The 24,195-nt window shown below is 40.6% G+C and carries 12 protein-coding genes and 1 pseudogene; 6 read left to right on the plus strand and 7 right to left on the minus strand.

Annotation, left to right across the window (positions count from 1 at the left end; translation table 11 throughout):
- Nucleotides 1–36: 36 nt before the first annotated feature.
- Nucleotides 37–786 carry a hypothetical protein gene (locus VB797_RS20155; protein ID WP_323239521.1) on the plus strand — a complete coding sequence of 250 codons (750 nt, stop codon included), beginning with the start codon at nt 37–39 and terminating at the stop codon, nt 784–786.
- 343 nt (nt 787–1,129) lie between these two features.
- Here the strand turns inward: VB797_RS20155 and VB797_RS20160 are convergent, their stop codons facing one another.
- Nucleotides 1,130–1,909 carry a hypothetical protein gene (locus tag VB797_RS20160; protein ID WP_323239522.1) on the minus strand — a complete coding sequence of 260 codons (780 nt, stop codon included), beginning with the start codon at nt 1,907–1,909 and terminating at the stop codon, nt 1,130–1,132.
- 662 nt (nt 1,910–2,571) lie between these two features.
- On the opposite strand from VB797_RS20160, the pseudogene VB797_RS20165 reads away from it, so the two are divergent.
- Nucleotides 2,572–3,627: pseudogene (locus VB797_RS20165) on the plus strand (glycoside hydrolase family 5 protein); the annotation flags it as partial.
- A 233-nt stretch (nt 3,628–3,860) separates the two neighbouring features.
- Here the strand turns inward: VB797_RS20165 and VB797_RS20170 are convergent.
- The 5 genes from VB797_RS20170 to rpsT all read right to left on the minus strand — a co-directional run bounded on the left by VB797_RS20170 (nt 3,861) and on the right by rpsT (nt 15,391).
- Entirely contained in the window at nt 3,861–7,997 is a 4,137-nt protein-coding gene (locus VB797_RS20170) for a DNA-directed RNA polymerase subunit beta'' (RefSeq protein WP_323239523.1), read from the minus strand.
- Nucleotides 7,998–8,130: 133 nt separating this feature from the next.
- Nucleotides 8,131–10,008 (minus strand): DNA-directed RNA polymerase subunit gamma, encoded by a 1,878-nt coding sequence (locus tag VB797_RS20175; protein WP_323239524.1) that lies wholly within the window; start codon nt 10,006–10,008, stop codon nt 8,131–8,133.
- 197 nt (nt 10,009–10,205) lie between these two features.
- Complete coding sequence (gene rpoB / locus VB797_RS20180) at nt 10,206–13,505, minus strand: DNA-directed RNA polymerase subunit beta (RefSeq protein ID WP_323239525.1); 3,300 nt, start codon at nt 13,503–13,505, stop codon at nt 10,206–10,208.
- A 719-nt stretch (nt 13,506–14,224) separates the two neighbouring features.
- Nucleotides 14,225–15,010, minus strand: a complete 786-nt coding sequence (locus VB797_RS20185) for a TatD family hydrolase (RefSeq protein ID WP_323239526.1) — start codon at nt 15,008–15,010, stop codon at nt 14,225–14,227.
- An 81-nt stretch (nt 15,011–15,091) separates the two neighbouring features.
- Nucleotides 15,092–15,391, minus strand: coding sequence for a 30S ribosomal protein S20 (gene rpsT / locus VB797_RS20190; RefSeq protein WP_323239527.1), 300 nt, complete (start codon nt 15,389–15,391; stop codon nt 15,092–15,094).
- Nucleotides 15,392–15,727: 336 nt separating this feature from the next.
- Here rpsT and VB797_RS20195 point away from each other — a divergent pair, with 336 nt between their 5' ends.
- The 4 genes from VB797_RS20195 to VB797_RS20210 all read left to right on the plus strand — a co-directional run bounded on the left by VB797_RS20195 (nt 15,728) and on the right by VB797_RS20210 (nt 21,972).
- Nucleotides 15,728–17,392: a serine/threonine-protein kinase gene (locus tag VB797_RS20195; protein WP_323239528.1), complete on the plus strand. Its 1,665-nt coding sequence runs from the start codon at nt 15,728–15,730 to the stop codon at nt 17,390–17,392.
- Between the two features lie 99 nt (nt 17,393–17,491).
- A complete protein-coding gene (locus VB797_RS20200) occupies nt 17,492–19,090 on the plus strand; it encodes a protein kinase domain-containing protein (RefSeq protein WP_416350885.1) in 1,599 nt (532 codons plus the stop codon).
- Nucleotides 19,091–19,144: 54 nt separating this feature from the next.
- Nucleotides 19,145–20,317 (plus strand): serine hydrolase, encoded by a 1,173-nt coding sequence (locus VB797_RS20205; protein ID WP_323239529.1) that lies wholly within the window; start codon nt 19,145–19,147, stop codon nt 20,315–20,317.
- Nucleotides 20,318–20,478: 161 nt separating this feature from the next.
- Nucleotides 20,479–21,972, plus strand: coding sequence for a protein kinase domain-containing protein (locus VB797_RS20210; RefSeq protein WP_323239530.1), 1,494 nt, complete (start codon nt 20,479–20,481; stop codon nt 21,970–21,972).
- A gap of 78 nt (nt 21,973–22,050) precedes the next feature.
- Here VB797_RS20210 and VB797_RS20215 read toward each other — a convergent pair whose 3' ends face one another.
- A complete protein-coding gene (locus VB797_RS20215) occupies nt 22,051–24,195 on the minus strand; it encodes an ATP-binding cassette domain-containing protein (RefSeq protein WP_323239531.1) in 2,145 nt (714 codons plus the stop codon).

A 24,195-nucleotide genomic window follows, 5' to 3' on the forward strand; every position in this document is an offset into this window, starting at 1 on the left:
TTACAGATTTAATCTGCTTTTATTAACATCTATTTTATGAAACAGCAACATTTTCGTTTAAACAACACCGTTATTGCTTCTAGTCTGCTTTTATTACTAAGTTCTGGCTGTTCGAGCAAATCGCAAAATGAAGTACAGTTAGAAATACAGGGCATACAAAGAGAAGATAGCAACGGTTTATACAGGGTTCTCGGTACTACGAATTTACCCCAATCTAGCCGTATTGCCGTTACAGCAGTTCGCTATTTGCGACCAACTACAGCAGATACAGAAGAAATAATCGACGATGATAGAAATATAAATCGTTCAATTCTGGCTCGCCAAATAGTAGAAGTCAAACAAGGAAAATGGTCAGTAGACTTAAATCTTTGGCAAGTTGCACCTAACGGAAATTTTCAGGAAGTATGGCAATTAGATCGACATTACAAAAAATTAGCTCCTGAAACTGAAGTAAGCTTTATTGCGACTTTCAATCCTGAAGGTCAATTACCATCTTCAGATACACAAAATCCTCAACAATCCACTCCGCAATATCAAAATCTTGAAGGTAAGTCTTTACGATTTACCAATGAAGGGGAAAAATACGTACAAGCGAGTCAGTACCGTTCCATACCCTTACCCGTAGGTAAAACAACCCCACCTCGTTTAGAACCAGAAGATTTTAATGATGGCTGGGGAAATCGATCTCAACTTCAATCTCAACCCGAATCCGGAGCTATTTTACCTCCACTCACTAAATCCCAGCAGACTAGTTTTCCTCTGGTAACTTCGGAGTTTATACGTTGATTAAAATTTGATAGATAATAATAGGACTTACGCAATCGCAAGGATTTATTAAGCATCCTAGACTTTTAGATCCCCCCAACCCCCCGATAAATTAGGGGGGCTTTGCATAAGTCCTAAATAATAAAAAAATAGCAGTAATTGGTTAATTACTGCTAGGAAAAAGAGATTTTTTGATTGGGAATTACTTATCTATTCCGAGAGTCATTCATACTTAAACAGGACTTAGCAAAAAGGCATCTTCTGCTCGTAGGGTGCTGTGACACTATGCTTGATTTTTAACGCAACAATAAGGTTTTAGTGTCACCCACCAACCTGGCTTTTGTGACAATTGCGGTCATTTCTGTTAAATAAATTTCACTTGTCGAGGCTCGTGAGTATCGTAGTAGATACTAATATCTGATGTTTGTGTTTTAACATTACCTGTAGATTGAGATATTGATGGAAAATTGTTTTGCATCGCTTGCATTTGCAACATCATATCTCTAAGCTGTCTTTGTAGTTGCTCAAACTCTGCTGGTGTTATGCTAGTTTGATTTACTTGGGATATATTAACCAGTTCTTTTTTGATATTACTTGATTGAGCATAGCCGAGGAAGTTTTGAGCGGAAGCAAACGCAGATGCAGCACTAGCTGGAGTCGTATCTCGTCTTTTCTCTTCAAGTACGGGTGCTTCTACTTGTGGTGGGATTTGCGCTACAACTGGCTGAGATATGCTTGGAGGATTCAAAGTCGGATAACATTGCTCATCCAAAAAATTATTGAGTCCAGAAACTTGCAGTCGAGATTCTGAAAGTTTAAATTCCTTGAGTAATTCTTCTTTTTGCTGTAATTGCTGTTCTAATTGCGATAATTGCTCTTCGATTTCTGCTGATTTACGAGAAGAATTCCGCCATCCACAAACTGCTACAGCAGCAATTCCAGCCCCCAAACTAAGTCCGGTAGAGACTACTACGTAAGGTAAAGCAACATCTCTGAGCTTACCAAAGAAAAGTGTTTCTTCTTGAAACTTAATATTAATTTGTTTGTCACCAATCGCAGCAAGCGGTACCGTCATTGCAGCAAAAACAGCCGCTGAAGCTAAAACTGGAGGTAGAATAAATTTCGTTAATGCAGATAGAGACATATTTAAAAGTTTGGTTATTTAAACAAAAAACGACAGATGCTGATTTAACTACTTTTACATAATGCGTTTTACGGCACATCGAGTAGTTATAGAATTTGTTTGCTCTATTTGTTTCCAATCTATTCGTTAAATACCTAAGTGACAAGTCTTTTAAGATAAAGAAATAAATAAAGTAAATAAATTTTATATAAACTATTTTTTTTGGCTAGCTGTACCAAGATAGATTAAGTCTTACTAAACTCACATTTGATGCTGTTTGGAACAATTTATTTTAAAAGTTTCTCATACTTAGGTAGTAGATTAAGTGTGGCAAGAATCTATCTAAAGTGTTAATTTGTTTATTTATTATCAATTTTATTAAATAATTATTTTTTGATGCTGCAAATCAAATTACTAGCTATCAAGACGAAACAGTAATTAAATGAAAGGACTTAGGAACTATGCGTATTCTATTAATTTTTTTATCTTTAATTGATCTTTTTTCAAAGTCATTTCGGAGATATTGCAAACGCGCTCTCTTTGAATACCCAGGCAAAAACAAATTACGAAAAATCAACTTATATAAGAAAATACTGATATTTACCGTTACCTTAATGTTGTGCTTGAATAGTAATTTTTCAAACACGCTATACAAACAACCTTTTGCTCAAGCAACAACAGTTATGCAGCTACCACTTTCAACTCGTGGAGCGAAAATTGTTGACAACCAAGGAAATCCTGTATTACTTAGGGGTGTCAACTGGTTTGGAATAGAAACAGAAACCCATGCTCCTCACGGTTTGTGGAAGCGGGATTATCAAGAGATGTTGGGGCAAATCAAGCAATTAGGGTACAACTTGATTCGCTTACCATACTCCGTAGAAGCACTCCGTTCATCCCAAGTCAGCGGTATTGATTTCAGTATTGGTAGTAATAAACAGCTTGAAGGCAAAACTCCTATAGAAATAATGGACGCGATCGTTGAGGAAGCTCAACGTCAAGATTTGTTGATTTTACTAGACTCTCATCGTCTTAACGACAAACAAATCCCCGAACTGTGGTATGGAGATGGGTATACTGAAGCTGATTGGATTAATACTTGGTTGCAGTTAGCTCAAAGATATAAGAATCAAGCCAACGTGATTGGTGCAGATTTAAAAAACGAACCCCACGGTAAAGCTAGCTGGGGTACTGATGATTTAGCTACTGATTGGCGATTAGCAGCAGAACGTGCTGGTAATGCTATTGGCAAGATAAACCCTAATTGGTTAATTGTTGTTGAAGGAGTAGAAAAAAATGTTCCCGGACAATATTTAGCTCACCATTGGCAAGGAGGTAATTTAGAAGGTGTGCTGAAATACCCGGTACGTTTATCAGTTCGCCACAAATTAGTTTATTCTCCCCATGAATATGGACCTGGGGTGTATGATATGCCTTATTTTTCGGACAAGAAGTTTCCTCAAAATCTCGTCCATCGCTGGCAAATCGGTTTTAACTATATTTCTAGTCAGAAACGCGCTCCAATTTTGGTGGGAGAATTTGGCGGACGTTTGAATGATAACGAAAAAGAAACTATTTGGTTAAATAAATTTGTCAAATACATCGACAAGAAAAACTTAAGTTTTGCTTTCTGGAGTTGGAATCCAAATAGCGACGATACGGGAGGTATTCTTTTAGATGATTGGAAGACTGTAGATGTAGCAAAACAAAAATTAATTTCTCAACTACTTCCGGTTAAATTTACCCATCAAAATTAATGTGGTGAAGTAGTAGTACTTCACCACATAAGTTCTGAGGGCTTAGCGTAGTGCGTGTGCGTAAGCGCAGACTCACGAAGTGTGCGCTTACGCACACTTCGTGAACGCTCGTTACCATCAGGGAGCGAGACGCTCCCAATACGAATTTCTTACCCCGCAAAATTAATGTGGTCGAGTAGTAGTACTCCACCACATAAGTTATGAGGGGTGTCCCTTTAGTCGTCCATCAAATCATCGTCATCATCATCCTCATCGTCATCATCATCGTCAAATTCTCCTAAAATACTATCGTCGCCATCGTCATCTAAATCGTCATCATCATTATCAACTTGCACCGGCGTTAAGCCTTTAATATCTTCGTTATCGGCAATCAAATCGTTATCATCATCTAATATCGATTGCGAAGTACTTCTCATCCCAAACCCTTCGGTCGCCATAGTTGGGGAATCCAGATTGTAAGTACGGGCTGTACGGTCGTCTAACACCATATCCAAGGGGTCATCTACTTCATCAAGTACGCCGCTGCTCATATCGGCAGCATAGTCATCAACTATACCCATCTCTTCATAAGCATTGAATCCCGTACCCGCTGGAATCAATCGTCCGATGATTACGTTTTCTTTCAAACCCCTCAGCCAGTCGGACTTCCCTTCGATCGCAGCTTCGGTCAACACACGAGTTGTTTCTTGGAAGGATGCGGCAGAGATAAAGCTATCTGTATTCAATGATGCTTTGGTAATCCCCAATAACACTGGAGTATATTGTGCCTTTGCACCACCCGTAATCGACATCGCTTCGTTTACCTGCTCCACTTGACGCAGTTCAATCAACTCCCCAGGCAGCATTGTAGTATCTCCGCCATCATCTAACCGCACTTTCGAGGTCATCTGACGCACGATTACTTCAATGTGTTTGTCAGAAATCTCAATACCCTGGGATTGATACACCGACTGCACTTCGTTCACTAAGAAAGTCTGTACTTTTTGCAAAGCATGGCTCGCACAAGCATAAACCCCTTCATCGGAACCTTGGTTGAAAAATACTTCCAAGATTTCATGAGGATTGGAAGGTCCATCTGTCAGTGGCTGTCCGGTAGCTACCATCTGTCCTTCAGAAACCACCATATTTTGTCCCGGTCCAAGGGGATAATCGGTAACTACCCCTCCCGCTTCTAGAATCTTCAGCGCGATCGCCTCATCACCATCACCGTAGACTGGTTTAACTTCCCCGGCTCTCCGAGCTAATATACAGCCTTCTTTGGGTTTACGAGCTTCTAGTAGTTCTTCAATTCGGGGTAAACCTTGAATAATATCTCCAGTTTTGGCGCGTTCAAATACCAACAACACCAAATTATCACCGCGCTGTACCAAATCGGTATCGTCAACTTGCAGCACCGCTCCAGGACTAACCCGGTAGGGACGACCCATCCGCAAAGTAACGTAATGTGTAGATTCGCCCGTTGGTACTATACTTGCTTCCCCTTCACGCGGAGCGTACGAGCTTTGCCCAGTGCCTACCTCAACTACTTCTCCAGATTGTTCGGCGAATACTCCCGGCGAAATTTCCGCACCTTCTACTAGCAAGTCACCGACTTTACAGGTGGGAGCTTCCGAGAGGTTGATGATAAACATATCAGCGCTCCGCAATATTAAACAGCGGCGAGGTGCATCAGTACCTACTTTTATACCTTGGATCGTACCTCCTTCTTTACACAGGATTTGGGTACGCGCTACTACTGCACCGGGTTCTATGGTTAGTCCATCTTCCACTTCCAAATTGGTCTGGGTACTACCTTGGGTCGCATCCGCCGCAATATCACGACGAATTACCAAGGATTCCAAAATTACCAACTGCAAGCGCTGAATTTCTGGGTCGTTTTCATCGGTTACTAATTCGATGTCCGCCGCTAAAGGAGAAGTAGAAGTACCGTGTTCGTCTCCTTCTTCCCCAATCTCCAATACCAGTTGAGTCCGCAGCAGTTCTACACCTTCTACTGACTTGATGCGTTCGGAGTCTTTGTAAGATATTCTTTGTACTGCTTTTAGCTGAATCGAACGTCCGCTTTCTTCATTTGCCGAAGTGGTACTCGGTACGTCGGGATTAGTCGGTACGGGAAACTCAACTACCGGACGGCTCAACACTGCCGGACCCTCTGGGGTTTCTACATACTCGATGTAGCGGAGTTCGGTAAAGGTCGTACCCAAAAACTCTTCCCCTGCCTGCACGAAGCTGCCGTCTTTACTCATTACTGTTTCTGGGTCATCTACCATCAGTAGTTCCCCAGGTTTAACTACCACTTCGCGCAAAATATCGTTTTTCTGAGTCACTTCCACAACGCCGCTGTTTTGGCAGAAGATATCTTTAACGACTTCATCCCCAGCGTTGACAAATTGACCATCTTCGACAATCAGCAACGAAATATCTTTATTAACTTCGTGGGTTTCTTCGGGTATCCATAATAAGGTACCTCCCTGCACCACTTCATAACCAAGTTTGGCTTTACCTTTTTTCTGTACCTCTACCCCAGAGAATTTCAACAATCCTCCCGTATTGGTGCGATAGCGATCGTCGATTAATTCTGCAACTACCTGCGAGTTTTGTACCTTAGTACCAGGAGTTGCTCTCAAGTTAAATACTTGGTTGTTTGCGGTGCTAATTAAATAGTTGTTGCGACCTTGAGAGCTTTGCACCGTCACAGAAGCTCGATCCAAAACGATCGAAGCAGTAATAATCTCAATCTCACGGGTACTTTTACCCGGAGTTGCTTCTGGTAGCCGCACTCCACCACCATGTTGGGAAGTTAGCTTGCTCTCGGCAATTACACCATTAGTTTCAACGCGATCGCCATTATCAACTATCAATTCTGCTCCGGGTGGTAAATTATATACCTCTCCGGAGAAAATCCAAATCAAACCACCCCTGACTGCCGTAGTCGTAGTGTTGCCCTGACGGTCGGTTTTTTGCTCCGCTACCACGTCGGCAAACCTAACTTCTCCGGCGATATCGGATGCTACATCTTTGACCGCTTTCTCAGTATTAATCCTGGTGGTTCTCGCTCCCAAAGCAACTTCTGCCAGCAGTTGACCCTGCTTGATTTTCGCGCCGTTGGCTACGTATAAAGTAGAACCTTTGGTGATGCTAATTTCCATCGCCGCTGCTTTTTGAGAGCCTTGGGGTTCCAAAGTCATCAACCCGCTGGTCTCAACAAACAGAGCTTCTTCACCGTGACGGGTGCGGTAAGGTCTAGTGCGGAATTTACCTTTGTACTTTACAGTCCCGTCGGCTTTAGCTCGTACCTGTTGCGCGACTTCCCCGGTAAATACACCCCCGGTGTGGAATGTACGCATGGTTAGCTGGGTTCCAGGTTCGCCAATACTTTGGGCGGCAATAATACCTACAGCTTCCCCAAGGTCTACCATTTTGGCATGAGCCAAACTCCAGCCGTAGCAGTGCTGGCATACGCTGCGGGCGGCTTCGCAAGTTAGGGGAGAACGAACTTCTACGTATTCAACTCCAGCCTCTTGGATCGCATCGGCGAGTTCCTCAGTAATCGGTGTATTGCGAGTTGCCAGGATTTCACCAGTTTTGGGATGCACCACATCGACATTAACCGACCTTCCCAAAAGCCGATTACCCAGAGGAATCAATATTTTATCTCCCTCCTTCATCGGACTGACAGGAATTCCCCGCGACGTACCGCAGTCGGTTTCGCGGATAATCACGTCCTGGGATACGTCCACCAAACGTCTGGTTAAATAACCACTATCAGCCGTCCGCAGCGCTGTATCCACCAATCCTTTACGCGCACCATAGGACGAAATAATGTATTCAGTTACCGTCAAACCTTCGCGGAAGTTAGTTTTAATTGGTAAGTCAATGATTTCCCCTTGAGGATCTGCCATCAATCCCCGCATTCCCACCAGCTGACGTACCTGGGAAATATTACCCCTCGCACCACTAAACGCCATCATATAAACCGAGTTGAGGGGGTCGGTACTTTTAAAGTGACTCACCACCTCGTCTTTAAGAGCTTCCGAAGTCCCGTTCCAAGTATCAATTACCTTTTGGAAACGTTCAACCTCAGTAATTTCACCGCGTTGATAGCGTTTCTCGGTAGCGCGAATTTCCTCTTCGGCAGCTTCCAAGAGCGATCGCTTAGAAGGAGGCACCATTAAATCATCAACACTAATAGAAACTCCCGCACGAGTCGCGTAACGGAAACCCAACTCCTTTAACTTATCCGCCATTACCGCAGTCCGAGCTGTACCGTAATTAGTAAAACCCCAGGAAATCAGCTTTCTCAGTTGCTTTTTATCAACTACGCGGTTGCGGAAAATCATTTTTTCGTTCATTACGATTTTAGATTTTAGATTTTAGATTTTGGATTATTCTTTTAAAGAGACTCAGACAGTTTTAGACTTAGATTTTAAATTCTAGATTCTAGATTTTAGATAAAAAATCTAAAATCCAAAATCCAAAATCAACTTAGCTCGCTAAAGCTTCCTGAATCGCCATGTTGTAAATGACGCGACCTGGCGTTGTGTATATATACTGAGACATCATTTCTCCGTCTGCATCTTCTCTAACGCGACGGAATTTGTAGAGCAAGGTACGGGTGCCGTCTTCGTTTTCTTGGATTTCCACTGGCTTACTATCATCTACATCCTGCTCCATTTCGCCGTCATAGCGGACGTAAACGTAAGCGTGTAGGTCTACTTGCTGTTGTTCGTAAGCCATTACTACGTCATTTAAAGAAGCATAATAACCCCCACGCCCTTTGGTGGCTCCAGGATTTTCTGCGGTTAAATAATATGCTCCCAATACCATGTCTTGGCTGGGGGTAATAATCGGCTTACCTGTAGCAGGTGAAAGTATGTTATTAGAAGCCAACATCAACAATCTTGCTTCCGATTGCGATTCCAAGGATAAAGGTACGTGAACCGCCATTTGGTCGCCGTCAAAGTCAGCGTTAAATGCCGGACATACCAAAGGATGCAGTTGAATTGCTCTTCCTTCTACCAAAATTGGTTCAAAAGCTTGAATACCCAAACGGTGCAAAGTCGGCGCACGGTTGAGCATCACCGGGTGTCCTTCGATGACTTCTTCTAAAACATCCCAAACTTGAGGGTCTGCCCGAGCTATTAATTTCTTGGCGGCTTTGATATTATTCACCATGCCGCCTCTAATTAATCTGTTGATTACAAAAGGCTGGAATAGTTCGATCGCCATTTCCCTAGGCAAACCGCACTGGTGAATTTGCAGCTTAGGACCGACTACAATTACGCTTCTTCCGGAATAGTCAACCCGTTTACCCAACAAGTTTTGCCGGAAACGTCCTTGTTTACCTTCAATAATGTCCGACAAAGATTTCAACGGACGGTTGTTAGCACCAACTACAGTACGTCCGCGACGACCGTTATCAATCAAAGCGTCTACTGCTTCTTGCAGCATCCGTTTCTCGTTACGGACGATAATTTCCGGAGCCAGAATTTCTTGCAATCTCGCCAAACGATTGTTACGGTTAATTACGCGGCGATAAAGGTCATTCAAATCGCTCGTAGCAAAGCGACCGCCATCAAGCTGTACCATCGGGCGCAAATCTGGAGGAATCACGGGGATTACCGTCATTACCATCCATTCAGGCTTGGAACCAGTAGCGATAAAGTTATCTATCACCCTTAACCGCTTGATTAACTTGGCTCGCTTTTGACCTTTTGCAACCAGAATATCTTCTCGCAAGGTTTCCGCTTCTGGTTCTAGATTGATATCCGCGAGTAACCGCAGCAAAGCTTCCGCACCAATCCCAACTTCTACCCCTTCCAACTGGGAATCTTCGCTGTAAATTTGGTCTTCAATTTCCAGCCACTGGTCTTCTGTGAGCAGTTGCTTATATGTTAATGACTCAGCATTACCAGGACTCAAAACTACATAAGAGTTGAAATAAACTATTTGTTCCACATCCCGCAGAGGCATATCTAACAGGATGGAAATATAGCTGGGAATACCTTTGAGATACCAAACGTGAGCTACTGGGGCGGCTAGTTTGATGTAGCCCATGCGGTGGCGACGTACTCTTGATTCGGTAACTTCCACACCGCAACGTTCGCAAACGATACCTCTATGACGGACTCTCTTATATTTCCCACAATGGCATTCCCAGTCTTTCGCAGGACCAAAAATGCGCTCGCAAAAAAGCCCGTCCATTTCTGGCTTCAAAGTACGATAGTTAATCGTCTCCGGTTTGGTTACTTCACCAACCACTTGGGAATTAGGCAAAGTCCTTTCTCCCCATTGACGAATACGTTCGGGTGAAGCCAAGCCAATTTTTACGTAATCAAACTGATTATTTTGAGAATTTCTCATAAAAAAGGTTAAAGGTCAAAGGTTCAAGGTCAAAGGTCAAAGGTAGAAACAGGTCAAAGGTAAGAATTAGCAGGTTAAAGGTCAAAGGTTGAGGAGTGATTAAAGGTATTAATTTCAGAAACACAATTTTATCGTTCGTTATTACCTCTTACTTCCTACCTAATTACCTTTAACCTTTAACCTTTAACCTTTGACCTTTACTGCTCTTCTTGTATTGTCTCGCGGGTGAGAGATTCGTAAGTGGGACGAGGTGGTGTACGACGAGAGTTTTGATCTGTCATCAGGTCAACTTCCACATCCAACGAACTACCATCATTTTGAGTTTCTACTTTATGGACTGCGATATCTAGTCCCAAAGATTGAAGTTCTCGCATCAATACTTTGAATGATTCTGGTGTTCCCGGACGAGGGATTGCTTTACCTTTAACAATGGCGTTAAGAGCTTCGTTACGTCCTTGCATATCGTCGGATTTGACAGTAAGTAACTCTTGCAACGTATAGGCAGCACCGAATGCTTCCAATGCCCATACTTCCATTTCTCCGAAACGCTGTCCGCCCTGCTGTGCTTTACCACCCAACGGCTGTTGTGTTACCAGAGAGTAAGGTCCGGTGGAACGAGCGTGGATTTTATCATCTACCAAGTGGACTAATTTGAGCATATAAGCTACGCCTATAGTCACCGCTCGGTCAAAAGGTTCGCCGGTACGACCGTCGTAAACTTGTATTTTCCCGCAGTTATCAGGATTAAATACCCAGTCTTTGCCAGTTTCGTCTCTTGCTTCTTGCAGCTTGCCGTGAACGATTTGCCGCGATGATTCTTCGCCATACATTTCATCAAAAGGCGTAATCTTAAACCTGACTCCCAAAGTATGACCAGCCCAACCTAACAAGCATTCAAATACTTGTCCTACGTTCATCCGGCTGGGTACGCCCAAAGGATTGAGTACAATATCTACACAAGAACCGTCTGGCAAGTAAGGCATATCTTCTAAAGGTAATATCTTGGAAATAATCCCTTTATTGCCGTGCCGTCCAGCCATTTTGTCGCCAACTTGAATTTTCCGCTTTTGGGCTACATAAACTCGCACCACCATGTTGGCTCCTGGTGGTAGTTCATCACCTTGCTCGCGGGTGAATATACGTACATCTACGACTCTACCTTTCTCTCCGTTCGGTACTCGCAAGGAGTTGTCTCTTACATCTCTAGCTTTTTCACCGAAAATCGCCCGGAGCAATTTCTCTTCTGGTGGCTGGTCGGATTCACCCTTGGGTGTTACCTTTCCTACTAAGATGTCTCCAGCTTCTACCCAAGCACCAATCCGGATAATTCCTTGTTCGTCTAAGTTTCGCAGCGCGTCTTCACCAACGTTAGGAATTTCTCTGGTAATTTCTTCGGGTCCTAGTTTGGTTTGTCTTGCTTCAATTTCATATTTTTCAATGTGAATTGAAGTATAAACATCGTCTTGCACCAAACGTTCGCTAATGAGAATTGCATCCTCGTAGTTGTAACCTTCCCAAGGCATATACGCAACTACAATGTTTTGTCCCAATGCTAATTCCCCACCTTCAGTGGAAGAACCATCTGCAAGTACCTGTCCGGCAATCACCTTTTCTCCTATCCTTACCAAAGGTTTTTGGTTCAAGCAGGTGTCTTGGTTGGAACGTTGATACTTGGAAATTTTGTATTTTTCTTCCGGTTCATCGGGTGCGGGACGAACACGAATTTCTGTGGCATCTACATAAGTAACGTCACCGTCGGTGCGGGATACGATCACCATCCCGGAGTCTCTCGCGGCTTGGGCTTCTAAACCAGTTCCTACTAAAGGACGTTCTGGTTTGAGCAATGGTACCGCTTGCCGTTGCATATTCGACCCCATTAATGCCCGGTTCGCGTCGTCATGTTCCAAAAATGGAATCAAACTTGTTGCAACCGAGACTATTTGTACTGGAGAAACCGCCACATAATCCACTTGTTCGGGAGTCGTGGTAGCCCAGTCTTGGCGGTAACGTACTGGTACTTGAGTACCAACAATGTAGCCATTTTCATCAAGGGGCGTATCACCTGGAGCAACTCGCAGGTCGTCTTCTTCATCGGCAGTCATGTAGAGTGCTTGCTTCTCAAACATCACTTTGCCGTTTTCTACCGGACGAAAAGGTGTTTCCAAAAAGCCATAGGAATTTACCTTCGCGTGAGTCGCTAAGGAACCAATTAATCCCGCGTTCGGACCTTCTGGCGTTTCAATCGGACATATCCGTCCGTAGTGACTTGGATGGATATCTCGCACCGCAAAACCGGCTCGTTCGCGAGTTAAACCACCAGGTCCAAGTGCCGACAATCTACGTTTGTGGGTCAGTTCTGCTAAAGGATTGGTTTGATCCATGAACTGAGATAGCTGGGACGAACCAAAGAATTCTTTGATTGCTGCTACCAGAGGTTTGGGGTTAACCAAAGAAGCCGGAGTTAGTGACTCAGCATCGGATACGGTCATACGTTCGCGGATAATCCGCTCCAAACGGTTTAGACCAACTCTCACTTGGTTTTGCAGTAGTTCGCCGACACTTCTGACTCGGCGATTTCCCAGATGGTCAATGTCATCGATATTACCGATGTCAAATTCTAAGTTGATTAGGTAATCTACTGCTGCCAAGATATCTGGAGCGGTCAAAACTCTAACTGTATCCGGAACTTGCAGGCGTAGCTTTTTATTCAGCTTATAGCGACCAACGCGACCTAAATCGTAGCGTTTGGCATCAAAAAATCGTGAATCTAACAGCTGTTGTCCGCCCAATACTGTGGGTGGTTCGCCGGGACGCAATTTACGATACAATTCCATCAGGGCTTCTTCTTCAGAAAACTGCCCTTCTTTTTCAATGGTTTTTTGGAAGTATTCCGGGTGCCGCAAGGCATCGAAAATTTCGTTATCGGTGAGTCCCAAGGCTTTCAGTAGCACTTGAGCCGACAGCTTGCGAGTTTTATCAATTCTGACCCAAACTAAATCGTTACGGTCTGTTTCAAATTTTAGCCATGCTCCCCGGTTGGGAATTAAACTAGCAGAATAAGTACGACGACCATTTTTATCGATTTCGGATTTGTAATAAACCCCTGGGGATCTAACTATCTGGTTGACAATTACCCGCTCTGCACCGTTAATGATAAATGTGCCGCGTTCGGTCATCAAAGGCAAATCACCAATAAATACTTCTTGCTCTTTTATCTCCCCTGTTTCTTTATTTATTAAGCGCGTAGGTACGTACATTTGCACCGCATAGGTGCTATCGCGTCGCTTCGATTCATCTACACCATACTTAGGCTCTTTAAGCTTGTACTTTTGTCCTAAAAAGTGCAGTTCAAGTTTGCCGGTGTAATCTGTAATCGGACTAAAGGAATTAAGCTCTTCTACTAACCCTTCTTCTAAAAACCAGCGAAAACTAGAACGCTGAATTTCAATCAAGTCGGGCAACATGAAGCCCGGTTCTGTCATTGAGTCGTAATTCATGCCTAAATTCAAATCTATAGAGGGTTAAACTTGTATGGACGTATAGAAAGTTGCGATCGCACTGCTGTTGTAGTCAATTGAGTGTGGATAAATTAAGTAACTAAATCCATGCATGGCATCTCGTTCAAAAATTAATCCTCTCAAAGAAGCAGGTAAAATATGCCAAAACTTAATTATTTGTTTGAGCTTGTTCGGGTAAGCTAGCTTTTCGCTTCACAAGAAACTGTTTTCCTTTTCTCATTTCCCCTCCAAGATTAGGCTTTAATTCAAACAAGTTAGTGTGTTTCAATCTGCTATACCTTTAGTGAGCTTCGCTTAACGCCGTTATGCCAACAGTATTTCTAATGTCATGTGATGATATCCTATTACTAAAGGAATTAATTGCTGCGTTGGTTTTCTCGAACGGCTTCGCGAACAGGCAGGTTATAGTCCCAAACTCCGAACCTTAAACAATTTTCTATAAATGAAATAATTTGGCTCAATGGCTAAACTAGGTGTAACTCTAACTAATTATCAAAGCGATCATTATCTATTGATAATATCCGCTATAAATAAAAATGCACCAAGTGGTGAATCGTTACTTTGAGCATTTGTGCAAACGCGACTCAACCATTATGACTCAATACTGCGTCGTTGAAGGGATTAATTCTATCATATTTATCCTCTTCCTAAAGACAGATTTTTGAGTAATACAGAGATTCACTTTTCAAGTGGTTTCTTCAAAGCTTCAAACCGAATAAATCGCAGGCATTTCTCGTTGTAATTGCAGCAATTTCACACAGAGTTTCTCCTCGCAAACTAGCTACTTGTTCGGCTACGTAACGAACGTAGGATGGTTCGTTCCGTTTTTGTCCTCGTTTGGGAACCGGAGCTAAAAAAGGACAGTCAGTTTCAATCAAAAGGCGATCGCTTCTCACCATCGCAGCTGACTCCTTGATAGCATGGGCATTTTTAAAGGTAACGGTTCCGCTAAAGCTGACATAAAAGCCCAAATCCAAAAACCATTGGGTTTCTTCAGGAGTTCCACCCCAGCAATGCATAACCCCCCGTACCTTTTCTCCATAATGCTCAATAAAATCTTGGAGAATTTGCTTCAACTCCAATGCTGCTTCTCTACAGTGGATAATAACTGGTAAGTTTAGTCTCGCCGCAATTTCCAACTGTTTTTGCAACACCATACGTTGCTGCTCGCAATTATTGGCTTTAAAAAAATCCAGCCCCATCTCCCCAATCGCGACTACTTTTTCGGACGAATTAGCTGCCGATTCTATTTCATTAGCTGTTTGAGATGTCCATTTATGGGCATCCAAGGGATGCAATCCTATCGCAAAGCTAATTTCAGGGAATCGATTAGCTAAGGCTTGAATCCCCAAAAATTCCGATGGCTCAACGCATGAATGTACCAGACGCACTACACCCGCTTCTTGCCATCGAGAACGCACTTCTTCTAAATCGGGTTGGAACTGGTCAAAGTTAAGATGAACGTGGGTGTCAATCAACTGCATTGATTTATCCTTGTTTAAAAGTCAGCAATTAAAAACAATGAATATTGCTGCCGATCTGGGTAAGCACGAACAAATTACGATTTAACCTTCTGTTGTTTGCGTAAGAACGCTGAGTTTTTTCGCTAATCGAGATTTTTTCCTCGCTCCATTATTTCGATGAAGAACTCCCCGCTTTACAGCTTTATCAATTTTGCTACAAGCAGCAGACATATTATCCAATACTTCTTTCTTTAATTCAGGAGTTGGTTCGGCTACATAGGTATCCAACGCGGTGAAGTATTTCTTCATTAACGTTTTCAATGCCGATTTGTAGGTTTTATTACGGACTCGATTGCGTTCTCCAACTAGAACACGTTTAAGAGCAGATCTTGAATTCGCCACAGGTTTTAAGAACTATATATATGTACGCACAATAATAGCCTTACTAATATAGCATCCAATTTGTCAATATGGTGATGCTACAAAAAAATATTGTGAAAAAAAATTATTTATAGTAAACGAAGAAAAATCGGTTGTGGAAAATTTTCAGTTAAACCAGCACTTTAACAGTTAAACGCTGTATGTACCTACATATTCTAACTGTAAATTATGTAAATTAAGAGCGATCGCCAAAAATCAAACCAGAAATAAAATCATAAAACTTAACTTCAAACAGCATCACTGCGGATAAAGGGGTAAAATATATTACTAGGATTTTTAATAGTACTTACCGTTAAAATGTTGCTTAACAACCGCTATCGGATAATTAGGAGTTTAGGAAGCGGTGGATTTGGAGAAACTTTTCTAGCAGAAGATACTCAAATACCTTCGACTCGTCAGTGTGTGATTAAACAGCTAAAACTATTTCAAGATAGTCCTCAAACTTATCAACTAGTACGGCAAAGATTTGCACGAGAAGCAGCAATTTTAGAAGCTCTGGGTGACGGTAGCCCTCAGATTCCTAGATTATATGCATATTTTAACGAAGGACAACGGTTTTACCTGGCTCAAGAGTATATTCAAGGACAAACTCTGAGCGAAACAGTGGTAAGTGGAAGTTTGAGCGAATCTAGAGTGCGAGAAATATTAATTAGCTTACTCAAACTACTTGAATACGTCCACAGTCAAGGCATTGTTCACCGAGATATCAAACCAGAAAATATTATTATCCGTTCGTCAGACAATCAACCCGTTTTGATTGATTTTGGTGCGGTGCGAGAAACGATGACTGCACAAGTCAATTCTCAAGGAAACGTTACCAGTTCGATTGTAATCGGGACACCTGGATTTATGCCAATCGAACAAGCCGCAGGTCGCGCTGTTTTTGCCAGCGACTTATATAGTTTGGGATTGGTGGCTATTTATTTGTTGACAGCTAAATTACCGCAAGAATTACAAACAGATGCTCATAACGGAGAAATTATTTGGTCAAAAAATGCCGTAAGTCATAATCTTGCAGCGGTTTTGGATCGAGCAATTCGCTCTCATGTAAAAGAACGTTTTTCTACTGCAAAAGAAATGTTAGAAGCGCTACAACCGCAGCCAACTTTGCAAGTGGTACCGTCGTCACGACAAATCGCAAAACCGACTAAGGGAGGAAACTGGTTCAAATCGATATTAATGGGTAGCGTGATCGGTGGGTGTGTATTGCTCGCTTTTGTATTCATCCAAAAAAACCAACAGTCACAACAAATTACGGAAGAACCGAAGCCGATAGAAACACCAATACCTGTAAATACTCCCCCTATTAAACCGCCGAATTCGTTTTATTTCTTGGCAGATTCGGCTTTTCGAGAACTTAATAATGCTAACAATCAAATCACAGATTTAAAAAATGCCGGTTATAACCAAGCTGGAAAATTTTGGTTGCAGGATTATCCTAATTTATCAAATAATCCATACCATCAAGTTTATGCGGCGAAATTTAGCAGTCTTACAAACTGTATTGAATCGTTGAGAAGTTATGTTCAAGCTAATAAAAATGCTTATTGCGCCCTTGCAAGTCAAGATACAAATGCATCACCCAATTATTTTTATGGTTCTCAAATAAAAAGTCCTAAAATAGACTCTAAACCGTCACCAAGTCAAGCAGTTACGGATTACTATACAACGATTAATAATCGTAATTATTCAAGTAGTTGGAATCAACTTTCACCAAGATTCCAAAGAAATAAATCTAATAACAGTTACTCCGAATATATAGATTGGTGGAATAAAGTGCAACGAGTCGCAGTTGAGCAAGCAAAAACTGTATCAACAAGTTCTAATACCGCAACAGTAGAAGTACAAATGAAATATTACCTAAAATCGGGAAGAGTTATTGCCGATGCTCAACAGTTTAAGCTGGTGTGGAATGCGACCCAACAAAATTGGAACTTTGATGACTCCAGCAAGTTAAATTAAAGCTTTGATGAAAATATGAATAATTATATTTAAGTAAATACATAGAGGATAATTGTATTTTTTCGTGGCTATAGTTTAATAAATATCAGGCGCAAACCGATGATGACACCGACATTAAACCATCGCTACAAAGTAATTAAAGTTCTCGCTTCCGGGGGATTTGGTGAAACATTTTTAGCTGAAGATACCCAAATGCCTTCAAAGCGAAAATGTGTAATTAAACAACTTAAACCTATAGAACACAATCCGCAAATATATGACTTATTGCAAGAAAGATTTCAGCGAGAAGCTGCGATTTTGGAAGAACTAAGCGACGGTAAAAACCAGATTCCTCAGCTATATGCTTATTTCATTCATAATGAGCAATTTTACTTAGTTCAAGAATATATTGAAGGAGAAACCCTTACAGATAAACTACGAAAAGAAGGGATATTAAGCGAAACTTCGGTCAAAGGCATTCTAATTAATATTTTACCCGTCCTGGAATACATTCACAGTAAACATATTGTCCACCGAGATATTAAACCCGATAACATCTTAATTCGTCATGGCGATCGCAAACCTGTATTAATCGACTTTGGTGCAGTTAAGGAAGCGATGCAGACGGTAATGGCTGGTTCCAATACAAAGTCTATTGTAATTGGTACACCTGGATTTATGCCAGCAGAACAAACTGCCGGAAGACCCACATATTCAAGTGACTTGTATAGTTTAGGACTAACTGCGATATACTTACTTACGGGTAAAATTCCCCAGGAATTATCAAGCAGTCCGTCTACAAGTGAAATTATCTGGCAGAATTATATTGCAAATATTACTCCCGATTTTGCCGCAGTTTTAGATAAGGCAATTAAATTTCATCCAAAAGAACGCTTTTCTACAGCCACAGAGATGCTAAAAGCTTTGCAAATGGTTGGTGTTACTTCCCTTCCTCCGACAGTACCTCAGCTTTCTACAACATCGATTAAGAAAAAAATCCTACCTGAGACAGTTATATCTATACCATCACCGAGAATACAATCTCAGCCATCAACAATGATACTCAGTGGAGGGATGAAAGATTGGCAAAAAGCGACGATTATAGGTTGCGCGATCGGTCTATCTGTTGTTGGTGGTATGGCAATAATTAACAAACAACCATCTGCGATTCAGGCTAATAAGACTATAGTCAAAAATGACGATGATTCCTACATAAATACTAAAGATTCAGTCAAATCTTTAGATAATTATGCGTCGCAATCTGCTAATTTACAAGCTTTAAATCAAACACAACTTTCACGAGCAGCATTAATAACAAGAGATGAAGCTATTTCTATTGTGAACCGTTGGCAAGATGCTAAGCAAGTATTGTTTGCACCTCCTTTTAATCGCAGTCTAGGAGCGGAATTAACAACAGGTGAAGCTTACAGAAAAAACATTAGTTCTGGTAGTTCGTTGGAATGGTTAGAAAGTAATAATGCCTATTACCGATATGGAGTACAAAGAATTGATTCTGTAGGAAACTTTATTGCTAGCGATGATAGAGCAACAATTGAAATGACAATTACTGAAGACCGTAAATTTTATAAAGATGGACAAATTATTCCTGGTGAAAATACTGAATTAGATACTAGAATTGTTAGATATTCTTTGCAGTTAGAAAATGGCAGTTTAAAAATTTCAGATTACGAAACTATCAACGTTATTAGTAGTCGTTAGGTTATTTAAAAATTGCTTCAAAAATCTTTTAAAAATAGTATTAATACATCGAAAATGAGAATTAACGATAAAAGACGCTCCAATAAAATATCTAACCTGCAATTTGCAAGTATAGTAACCGGAGTTGCACTAACTATAAATTCGATTGGTTTAGTTTTATATCAACAACAAAATCGCGAGAATACCAAGCAAATCGCGAAAAAGGTCAATCAATCAACTCCTTCACCATCATTACCTCCCTTACCATTAGTTTCACATCTTCCTTTAGCTGATAATTCCCAATTAACATATAATATTACAACTGCTCCACATTTCACTGAAAGCAAACAATTACAGAATATTGTTGATGAAATAGTTGATTTTACTAAAGATAAACAATTTCCAATTAAACCACTATCAATAACGCTGATTAATCTCGATAATGCCGAGTATGCGGGATATCAGCAAGAAAAATTTAGATATCCGGCAAGCGTGGTTAAATTATTTTGGATGGTTTATCTTTATGCTCAGATTGAAAAAGGTATTTTATCGGAAGCAGATTTTACTCGGTCTTTAGATGAAATGATTAAGAAGTCTGATAATGAAGCAGCTAGTAAGATTTTAGATAAAATTACCAAAACGCAGTATCATAAAAATATCCAAGGAGAAGAATATAAAAAATGGAAAAATGATAGATTGCAGGTGAATCAATATTTTCAACAAGCAGGATATAAGGAAATAAATGTTAGTCAAAAAACATTCCCTATTCCTTATTTAAACCTTTCTATGCCGAAAGGCTCCGAGTTTAAATTACGAGATAATCCTCAACAGCCGATTCGCAATCAAATCTCAACTCAACAGGTTGCTCGGCTATTATATGAAGTTGACAAGAAACAATCTGTATCGGCAACTTCTAGTAATAAAATGCAAAAGTTATTAACAATCGATTCTCATACTAGAAATACAAAAAAAGACGATAAAAGTACAGATGAATTTAATTCTGTCAGAGGTTTTTTGAGCGAAGATTTGCCAAATGATATTCGTTTTAGGGGTAAAGCAGGTTGGACAAGTGATTCTCGTAATGATGCTGCAATTATCTCTACACCCGATGGAAAAGTAGCTTATATATTAGTTGTTTTTGCTGATGATAGTTCCTATGCAGAAGATTGGAAAATATTTCCGCAAATTTCGCATTTGGTATTTGAACGGATGAAGAAAAAAGAGAAGTCGGGTTTTCACCAAATTTAAGCGTATTACAGATATTTATCGCAAAAAAACCGACTTCTAGACCCAGAGGGGCTGAGGTTAAATAAATCTTTTTCAACTGTTATCTATGAAGCCGGAAACAGCAGTATAATACTGGTAATTTATATTACAAGATGTTCTGTACTCACTGCTAAACGATGCAAATGCTGTTGAACAATCGCTATCAAGTTATTCGGACTTTGGGAAGTGGGGGATTTGGTGATACTTTTTTAGCAGAAGATACTCAAATGCCGTCTCAACGTCGCTGTGTAATTAAACTACTCAAACCGATTGAGAATAATCCTCAAATTTACCAATTGGTGCAAGAAAGATTCGCACGGGAAGCAGCTATTTTGGAAGAACTGGGTAGTTTGAGTAGTCAAATTCCCACTTTATACGCTTATTTTTATTTGTCAGATAAGTTTTATCTAGTTCAAGAATGGGTTGAAGGTGATACTTTAACAGCAAAAGTTCAACAGCAAGGTTTGTTTAATGAAAGCGGTGCTAAAGAAATATTATCGAATATTTTACCTGTTTTAGAGTTCGTACATAGTAAACGTATTGTTCACCGCGACATTAAACCAGATAATATTATTTTACGACGCAGCGATAATAAACCCGTGTTGATCGATTTTGGAGCGGTACGAGAGACAATGGGAACGGCAGTAAATTCTCAAGGTAGTTTAACTCGTTCGATTATAATTGGTACACCGGGCTATATGCCAAGTGAACAAGCTGCGGGTAGAGCGGTTTATTCAAGTGATTTATACAGTTTGTCCTTAACAATAGTTTATCTATTGAGTGGGAAATCACCGCAACAATTAGAAACAGATTCTCACACTGGGGAAATTATTTGGGAATCTGATGTAAAAAATATTAGTTCTTCATTCAAGACAGTAATTAATAAAGCGATCGCATTCCATCCACGGGAACGTTTTTCTAGTGCTTCAGAAATGCTCCAAGCTTTACAAAATTCAGATGCTCCCTTTCCAGCTACCGTAACTTTTCAACCGTCAATAATTACGTCTAATATATCTACACAGAATTTTTCTCCAAAACAAAATCATAAATCTCAAGAAAATCAATCCAGAAAGCCTAACGGAATTTTACCCCAAAGTATAGTTATTGGTGGCGTTATGGGGTTATTTGCGATCAGTGGTTTGTGGTTATTAATTCCTAAAAATACTACACCCAAACCAGAAGTTCAAACTAGTATAGTCGAACCCGAAACTACTACAAAACTCAAATCTAATATTACAAAACCAGTAGAATCTCAACTTCCTGTAGAACCCGAACCCCAAGCAACTATCGAACCTCAAGAGACTATTAAACCTCAAGCGACTATAGAACCTCAACCGATTATTAAACCAGTAGAAAATGATTTTAGTTGGCTTTCTTCTAAGAGGGTTACAGATGCAGATTTAGATAGTATGGATGGTTACACTTTAGATATTATGAGAAATTCAATTTTTGCTCGTCATGGACGACGTTTTGATAATCCTGGTTTACAAGAATATTTTGATAAACAATCTTGGTACATTTCCAAATACTCACCTAAACAATTTCCCTCTAATTTGGCTTCAAAAATAGAACTACAAAATGTAGAATATATTTCAAAATATCAAGATAGAACAAATAAAAGATTTTTTAGAAAATGATTGATTTGGGAATTGAGCATGGAGCATGGATAAATTATTAGTAAACAAATTCTAACTCTTAAAATCCAAAATCTAAAATCAAAAGATGTCTTTACGCTTTTGCAACCAAAAGGTAACAGTTAAATATACTAATGCGTGCAAACCTAATACACCCCAGTTCAAAAGTAAATTTTCCCAAGTTGCATCATATACTGGTGTTGGTTCAAAAGGTTGAGCAGCAGTAGTACCATCGGGTAATTTAATAGCTGCGGGAACCATTGCATTAATATTAACTAAAGCACCATAAGCTCCTACTGACCAACGACTCAACATTAACCAAGAAATTATTTTCCCAATTCCTTCTATTTTAAATAAAACCCCGGAAAAAATAATTTGAGGTATCAACAGTAAAGGTAAAGCGCTATTAGCTTGAGAACTATTTTTGACAACTGCTGAAACTAATAAACCCAAACTCATGCTAGTGAAAAGCGTCAGAAAAGTTGCGGTCGATAATCCTAGTATCCAAGAAATAAATTCAGGTTGTGGTGATTTGAATAATACCAGAATTACTAAAGATATTAATACAGTTTGTAATAAAGCTAAACCGGCAAGAATAACTAATTTAGAACCGAGATAAGCAAATAAACCCAAATTTACTAATCTTTCTCGCAGATAAATAGCAGTTTCCTTGACAATTTCTTGTAACGAACTGGAAAGCCCTACCCACAAAGCCGCACAGGTAAATACAAATAATACCCGTAATGCTAGAGGTGCTAAATTAACATCTGGTTGTTGTGATAAAACTAAAGGATTTTTATCTCCAAGGGCTACCGTAATTAAAGCAATTCCTATTGGTGCGGTCAACAGCGCCAAAATTAGGTTAACGCGATCGCGCTTTTGAATCTGAAAATATCTTTGTGTAAGAATACTTAACTGTTTGGTAAAAGAAACGCCGGAGTTGCGATTGTTTGCTTTTTTAGGTTTTGACTTTTGATTCCCCGGACTGAGATGATTGGCTACGTAACGACGATAATCGTCAGAGCGATGAAATCTTTCTGCTTCCTCAACGACGGTTTCTGGTTTTTCTAACTGGTTGTAAATATCCGCAAATTCGGTTACTCCAAAAAATTGCAAACATCGATCAGAAGGACCAAAATAACACAAACGTCCTCCTTGTCCGAGAAATACAACCCTATCGCACAATTTAATATTTGCCGTAGCGTGAGTGACTAAAATTACCGTCCGTCCTTGATTTGCCAACTTTCGCAACAGCTGCATCATCTTCTTATCCAAACCTGGATCTAATCCGGAAGTTGGTTCATCTAAGAAAAATAATTTCGGATCTGCAAGTAATTCTACTCCAATACTGATGCGTTTCCGTTGTCCCCCACTGAGTTCACCGATCAAACCATGACGACGGTGGGACATTTCCACATCTGATAGAGTTTTTTCTACCACTTTTTCTACATCAATATCCGCTGGTAGTCGTAATTTCGCAGCGTAGGTAAGTACTTGAGCAACGGTTAATTGGGAATGAATAATATCATCTTGCGGTACATAACCGATTTGAGCGCGGTAGATATTAAAATTGTTGAGTAAATCTTCCCCATTCAAATACACTACACCCTCAGTCAGTTTTTCGGTTCCTAATAGCGATCGCATTAAAGTAGATTTACCCGCACCGCTACCCCCGACCAAAGCTACAAGCTGTCCCGGTTCAATTGCACAGGAAATATCATCCAAACGACGCTTACCATTGCTTACAAGTACCAAATTGCAGGCATCCAAGCGAATTTGATTACCGCGATCAAGTATTTGTAAATCCGAACCCCGTAGCAGTAAAGTATAAGGTCCGATGCGAATTGTTGAGCCTTCAGTTAAAACTTTGCTTCCACTAATTCTTTCTCCGTCAACAAAAACCCCATTAGTACTAAAATCCCGGATAACGTAGCGTCCTTGGGCATCTCGCTCGATTGTCGCATGACGACGGGATACTGTGGGAGCATCCATTGTTAAAGTTGCGCTGTCATCCCGTCCTAATAACGCAGAACCATTTTTCAAAGAAATTGAATGCAGCTTTACTTCAGGAACTACAACGGGTTGCTTGGGATTTTTGTATGTCAACGAAACTTGATTTTCAGGGTTTTGTCCAATGTGAATTTCGACTCCATCTAAACCTCCGTGGTACTCCCACCACAGCAAAGCTTGGCGGTGAGGGGGATAGGAGGGCAGTTGTCGGGGCAT

The sequence above is a fragment of the Rivularia sp. UHCC 0363 genome (genome assembly GCF_034931125.1).
Lineage (GTDB): Bacteria > Cyanobacteriota > Cyanobacteriia > Cyanobacteriales > Nostocaceae > Rivularia.